The sequence below is a fragment of the Streptomyces sp. TOM-9 genome, assembly GCF_056858595.1.
Genome location: NZ_JBXEQB010000001.1, coordinates 2,066,255 through 2,072,500, shown reverse-complemented (window position 1 = coordinate 2,072,500; position 6,246 = coordinate 2,066,255). Strand labels below are relative to the sequence as shown.

At 66.2% G+C, this 6,246-nt stretch carries 4 protein-coding genes and 2 rRNA genes (1 of these 6 running past the window's edge); all 6 read left to right on the top strand.

Annotated elements, in window-relative coordinates; translation table 11 throughout:
* Positions 1–1,333: ribosomal RNA gene (locus AC1VWI_RS09790) — 23S ribosomal RNA — on the top strand; it begins 1,789 nt to the left of the window's first position.
* 65 nt (positions 1,334–1,398) lie between these two features.
* A 5S ribosomal RNA gene (rrf, locus tag AC1VWI_RS09785) occupies positions 1,399–1,515 on the top strand.
* A 115-nt stretch (positions 1,516–1,630) separates the two neighbouring features.
* Entirely contained in the window at positions 1,631–2,239 is a 609-nt protein-coding gene (gene clsA / locus AC1VWI_RS09780) for a cardiolipin synthase ClsA (protein WP_026250929.1), read from the top strand.
* Positions 2,240–2,380: 141 nt separating this feature from the next.
* Complete coding sequence (locus tag AC1VWI_RS09775; protein ID WP_499510570.1) at positions 2,381–4,876, top strand: sugar phosphate nucleotidyltransferase; 2,496 nt, start codon at positions 2,381–2,383, stop codon at positions 4,874–4,876.
* A gap of 94 nt (positions 4,877–4,970) precedes the next feature.
* On the top strand, positions 4,971–5,912 hold the full coding sequence (locus AC1VWI_RS09770; RefSeq protein WP_499510569.1) for a DUF881 domain-containing protein: 942 nt from the start codon (positions 4,971–4,973) through the stop codon (positions 5,910–5,912).
* Entirely contained in the window at positions 5,909–6,241 is a 333-nt protein-coding gene (locus AC1VWI_RS09765; protein WP_003984969.1) for a small basic family protein, read from the top strand. Before AC1VWI_RS09770 ends, AC1VWI_RS09765 begins: the two co-directional genes overlap by 4 nt.
* The last annotated feature ends 5 nt before the right edge of the window (positions 6,242–6,246 follow it).

Genomic DNA, 6,246 nt, shown 5'->3' with positions numbered 1-6,246 from the left:
GCCTCTAGCGAGTTTCATGGCGGCCCGTACCCTAAACCGACTCAGGTGGTCAGGTAGAGAATACCGAGGCGTTCGGGTGAACTGTGGTTAAGGAACTCGGCAAAATGCCCCCGTAACTTCGGGAGAAGGGGGGCCATTGCTGGTGAGGGGACTTGCTCCCTGAGCTGGTGGTGGCCGCAGAGACCAGCGAGAAGCGACTGTTTACTAAAAACACAGGTCCGTGCGAAGCCGTAAGGCGATGTATACGGACTGACGCCTGCCCGGTGCTGGAACGTTAAGGGGACCGGTTAGCTCCATTTCGGTGGGGCGAAGCTGAGAACTTAAGCGCCAGTAAACGGCGGTGGTAACTATAACCATCCTAAGGTAGCGAAATTCCTTGTCGGGTAAGTTCCGACCTGCACGAATGGCGTAACGACTTCTCGACTGTCTCAACCACAGGCCCGGTGAAATTGCACTACGAGTAAAGATGCTCGTTTCGCGCAGCAGGACGGAAAGACCCCGGGACCTTTACTACAGCTTGATATTGGTGTTCGGTTCGGCTTGTGTAGGATAGGTGGGAGACTTTGAGACCCAAGCGCCAGCTTGGGTGGAGTCGTCGTTGAAATACCACTCTGGTCGTGCTGGATGTCTAACCTCGGTCCGTGATCCGGATCAGGGACAGTGTCTGGTGGGTAGTTTAACTGGGGCGGTTGCCTCCTAAAGAGTAACGGAGGCGCCCAAAGGTTCCCTCAGCCTGGTTGGCAATCAGGTGTTGAGTGTAAGTGCACAAGGGAGCTTGACTGTGAGACTGACGGGTCGAGCAGGTACGAAAGTAGGGACTAGTGATCCGGCGGTGGCTTGTGGAAGCGCCGTCGCTCAACGGATAAAAGGTACCCCGGGGATAACAGGCTGATCTTCCCCAAGAGTCCATATCGACGGGATGGTTTGGCACCTCGATGTCGGCTCGTCGCATCCTGGGGCTGGAGTCGGTCCCAAGGGTTGGGCTGTTCGCCCATTAAAGCGGTACGCGAGCTGGGTTTAGAACGTCGTGAGACAGTTCGGTCCCTATCCGCTGTGCGCGTAGGAGTCTTGAGAAGGGCTGTCCCTAGTACGAGAGGACCGGGACGGACGAACCTCTGGTGTGCCAGTTGTCCTGCCAAGGGCATGGCTGGTTGGCTACGTTCGGGAGGGATAACCGCTGAAAGCATCTAAGCGGGAAGCCTGCTTCGAGATGAGGACTCCCACCCCCTTGAGGGGTTAAGGCTCCCAGTAGACGACTGGGTTGATAGGCCGGATGTGGAAGCCCAGTAATGGGTGGAGCTGACCGGTACTAATAAGCCGAGGGCTTGTCCATAGGTTGCTCGCGTCCACTGTGTAGTTCTGAAACAACGAACCGTTGGTTCGATAGTTTCATAGTGTTTCGGTGGTTATAGCGTTAGGGAAACGCCCGGTTACATTTCGAACCCGGAAGCTAAGCCTTTCAGCGCCGATGGTACTGCAGGGGGGACCCTGTGGGAGAGTAGGACGCCGCCGAACAATTATTGAGCCCGTCGCCGGAGCCTCTTCTGAGGCCCGGCGGCGGGCTTTTTCATGCCCTGAGGTAAGGTCGGGTGGAATCATCCGAGCGTACGTTCAAGAGAAGGGGCCCCCGGTGGAGGTCCAGGAGACAAGGGTGCAGACGGATCGCGTCTTCACGATCCCCAACATCCTGAGCATGGCACGGCTGTTGGGCGTGCCCGTATTCCTGTGGCTCATCCTGTGGCCCGAGTTCGGCGGCCCGAAGGTCGACGGCTGGGCACTGCTCGTGCTCGCCCTCAGCGGCGTCAGCGACTACCTGGACGGGAAGCTCGCGCGCCGCTGGAACCAGATCAGCAGCCTCGGCAGGGTGCTGGACCCGGCCGCGGACCGGCTGTACATCGTCTCCACGATCATCGGCCTCACGTGGCGCGGGATCCTACCGTGGTGGCTGACGGCCATCCTGGTGGCCCGGGACGCCGTCATGGGCGTGATGATCCTGGTGATGCGCCGGCACGGCTGGGGTCCGCCGCAGGTCAACTTCATGGGCAAGGCCGCCACCTTCAACCTCATGTACGCCTTCCCGTTGCTGCTGCTGAGCGACGGCGACGGGTGGCTGAACACGCTCGCTGCTATTTTCGGATGGGCGTTCGCCGGATGGGGTACAACGCTGTATTGGTGGGCAGGGATCCTCTACGTGGTCCAGGTCCGCCGACTCGTCAGGGCGGACGCCACGGCCGATTGAGCCCGCGTACCCGGCAGGAGAGCCCTCCGGCCGGGTACCCCGCGCGTGACCGGCGGTCCGGGGGACCGCGACGGTCCGCGTGAGAGAGAGCACGGGTGACGTCGGCAAGACAGTCGTCTCTTTGAGGAGGACGCTTCCGACATGAAGGCCGTCGTGATGGCCGGCGGCGAAGGAACACGCCTTCGCCCGATGACCTCGAGCATGCCCAAGCCGCTGCTGCCGGTCGTGAATCAGCCGATCATGCAGCACGTGCTCAAGCTGCTCAAGCGGCACGGTCTGACCGAGACCGTGGTGACCGTGCAGTTCCTCGCCTCGCTCGTCAAGAACTACTTCGGTGACGGCGAAGAACTCGGCATGGACCTCACCTACGCGAACGAGGAGAAGCCACTCGGCACCGCCGGCAGCGTCAAGAACGCCGAGGACGCACTCAAGGACGATTCGTTCCTGGTGATCTCCGGTGACGCACTGACCGATTTCGACCTGACCGAGCTGATCAACTTCCACAAGGAGAAGGGTGCGCTGGTCACGGTCTGCCTGACCCGGGTGCCCAACCCCCTGGAGTTCGGGATCACCATCGTCGACGAGGAGGGCAAGGTCGAGCGCTTCCTCGAGAAGCCGACCTGGGGCCAGGTCTTCTCGGACACGGTGAACACCGGCATCTACGTCATGGAGCCGGAGGTCTTCGACTACGTCGAGCCCGACGTCTCGGTGGACTGGTCCGGTGACGTCTTCCCGCAGTTGATGAAGGAAGGCAAGCCCGTCTACGGCTACATCGCCGAAGGCTACTGGGAGGACGTCGGCACCCACGAGAGCTACATCAAGGCGCAGGCCGACGTCCTGGAGGGCAAGGTCGACGTCGACCTCGAGGGCTTCGAGATCTCGCCCGGCGTCTGGGTCGCCGAGGGCGCGGAGGTGCACCCGGACGCGACGCTGCGCGGTCCCCTGTACGTCGGTGACTACGCCAAGGTCGAGGCCGGGGCCGAGCTGCGCGAGCACACGGTGATCGGCTCCAACGTCGTCGTGAAGTCCGGTGCCTTCCTGCACAAGGCCGTCGTCCACGACAACGTCTACATCGGGCCGCAGACCAACCTGCGCGGCTGCGTCATCGGCAAGAACACCGACGTCATGCGCGCGGCGCGGATCGACGACGGAGCGGTCATCGGCGACGAGTGCCTGATCGGCGAGGAGTCGATCATCGCGGGCGACGTCCGGGTGTACCCGTTCAAGACCATCGAGGCCGGCGCCTTCGTGAACACGTCGGTGATCTGGGAGTCCAGGGGCCAGGCGAACCTGTTCGGCGCGCGGGGCGTCTCCGGCATCCTGAACGTGGAGATCACCCCGGAGCTCGCCGTGCGCCTCGCGGGCGCGTACGCGACGACGCTCAAGAAGGGCGCCACCGTCACCACCGCCCGTGACCACTCCCGTGGTGCCCGTGCGCTGAAGCGTGCGGTGATCTCGGCGCTCCAGGCCAGCGCGATCGACGTGCGGGACCTGGAGAACGTGCCGATGCCCGTGGCGCGGCAGCAGACCGCGCGCGGCAGCGCCGGCGGCATCATGATCCGCACGAGTCCGGGCATCCCCGACTCGGTGGACATCATGTTCTTCGACGAACGCGGCGCCGACCTGTCGGCGGCGGGGCAGCGCAAGTTGGACCGTGTGTTCGCGCGCCAGGAGTACCGCCGTGCGTTCCCCGGCGAGATCGGCGACCTGAACTTCCCGGCGAGCGTCTTCGACTCCTACACGGGCGCGCTGCTGCGGGCCGTGGACACCTCGGGCATCGCCGAGGCCGGGCTGAAGGTCGTGGTCGACGCCGCGAACGGCAGCGCGGGCCTCGTCCTGCCCAGCCTCCTCGGCCGGCTCGGGGTGGACTCGCTGACGATCAACCCCGGCCTCAACGAGGCCAGGCCCACCGAGACGGCCGACGGCCGGCGTGCGGGCCTGGTCCGGCTCGGGGAGATCGTGGCGTCCTCGCGGGCGGCCTTCGGCGTGCGCTTCGACCCGGTCGGGGAGCGGCTGTCGCTGGTGGACGAGCGCGGCAAGATCATCGAGGACGACCGGGCGCTGCTGGTCATGCTCGACCTGGTCGCCGCCGAGCGGCGCAGCGGCCGGGTGGCGCTCCCCGTGACGACGACCCGCATCGCCGAACAGGTCGCGGCGTACCACGGGACGCAGGTGGACTGGACGACGACCTCGCCCGACGACCTCACCCGGGTCGGCCGGCAGGACACGACCATCTTCGGTGGTGACGGCAAGGGCGGCATCATCATCCCGGAGTTCAGCAGTGTCTTCGACGGCGCCGCGGCCTTCGTGCGGCTGATCGGCCTGGTGGCGCGTACCCAGCTCACCCTGAGCCAGATCGACGCGCGCATCCCGCGTGCCCATGTCCTCAAGCGGGACCTGGCGACGCCGTGGGCGGTCAAGGGCCTGGTCATGCGCCGGGTGGTCGAGGAGGCGGGGGACCGCAACGTCGACACCACCGACGGCGTGCGCGTGGTCGAGGCGGACGGGCGCTGGGTGATGGTGCTGCCCGACCCGGCCGAGGCGGTCACGCACCTGTGGGCGGAGGGGCCGGACGACGCCTCCGCGCAGGCACTGCTCGACGAGTGGTCGTCGATCGTGGACAGCGCCGGCCGCTGATCCCGCTCCGGCACCGGTTCACGGGCCCCTTCCGACGCGACGAACGGCGCGCCGGGAGGGGCCCGTTCGAGGTCGGTGGCACGGACATGCGACGATGTGCGGCATGTCGCAGCAGCACCCCGATCGGAGCAGCGCCCCTGGGAGGGCCGTGACCCGGCGCCCGGACGCCTCCATGTCGCTGCTGACGAACGTCATGGAGCACAGTCTCGACGACGGGTACGCCGAGGCCGCCGCCCGCCGGGGCGCCACGGGCACGTCCCGTCTGCCCGCAACGCTGCGGGGCCGGCTGGTGCTCGCACTGGGCCTGGTGCTGGCCGGCGTGGTGGTCACGATAGGCGCGGCGCAGACGCAGGTGGCGGCCCCGACGCTGGCCAAGGAGCGGCAGAAGCTCATCGACCGCATCGAGTCCGAGACCCGTACCGCCGACGAGCTGCAGAAGAGCGTGGACGGGCTGCGCGACGACGTGGCGGCCAAGCAGCGTCAGGCGCTCAACGACCGCGACGGTGACGCGGAGCGCGTGGCGCTCCTGGCCGGGGCGACGCCGGTCACGGGGCCGGGCATCGAGCTGGAGGTCAACGACGCCAAGGAGGCCTCGTCGGGCGGCGGCAGCGATCCGCGTACGACCAGTGACTTCACCGACACCGGCCGGGTGCGCGACCGGGACATGCAGCGCGTGGTCAACGGCCTGTGGGCGGCGGGGGCGGAGGCCATCTCCATCAACGGGCAGCGGTTGACGTCGTTGTCGGCCATCCGTGCCGCGGGTGACGCCATACTGGTCGACAACCGGCCGCTGGTTCCGCCCTACACGATCCTGGCGATCGGGGACCCGCAGAAGCTGAGCACGTCCTTCCAGGACGGTGCGGACGGGCAGTACCTGCACGTCCTGCAGGAGAACTACGGGATCCGCGCGCGCATCTCCGAGAAGGAGAAGCTGGAACTGCCCGCGGCTCCGAGCCTGATCATCCGCTCCGCGACCCCGGTCCCGTCGGCCGGGCCGTCGTCGAGCGCATCCGGAAATGGGAAGGGTACGAATTGATCGCCGTACTGGGCCTGATCGTTGGAGTGGTGGTGGGCCTGGTGGTCCGCCCCGTCGTGCCGACGGTGGTCGAGCCCTACCTCCCGATCGCCGTGGTCGCCGCGCTCGACGCCGTCTTCGGCGGTCTGCGGGCCATGCTCGACGGGATCTTCGACGACAAGGTCTTCGTGGTCTCCTTCCTGTCCAACGTCGTCGTGGCCGCGCTGATCGTCTTCCTGGGCGACAAGCTGGGGGTGGGTGCGCAGCTCTCCACGGGTGTCGTCGTCGTCCTCGGCATCCGCATCTTCTCCAACGCCGCGGCGATCCGTCGCCATGTCTTCCGGGCGTGACAGCA

Excerpts from the sequence above, each read along its gene's own strand:
- AC1VWI_RS09775 (WP_499510570.1), top strand. The coding sequence starts at position 2,381 with ATGAAGGCCGTCGTGATGGCCGGCGGCGAAGGAACACGCCTTCGCCCG.
- AC1VWI_RS09770 (WP_499510569.1), top strand. The coding sequence starts at position 4,971 with ATGTGCGGCATGTCGCAGCAGCACCCCGATCGGAGCAGCGCCCCTGGG.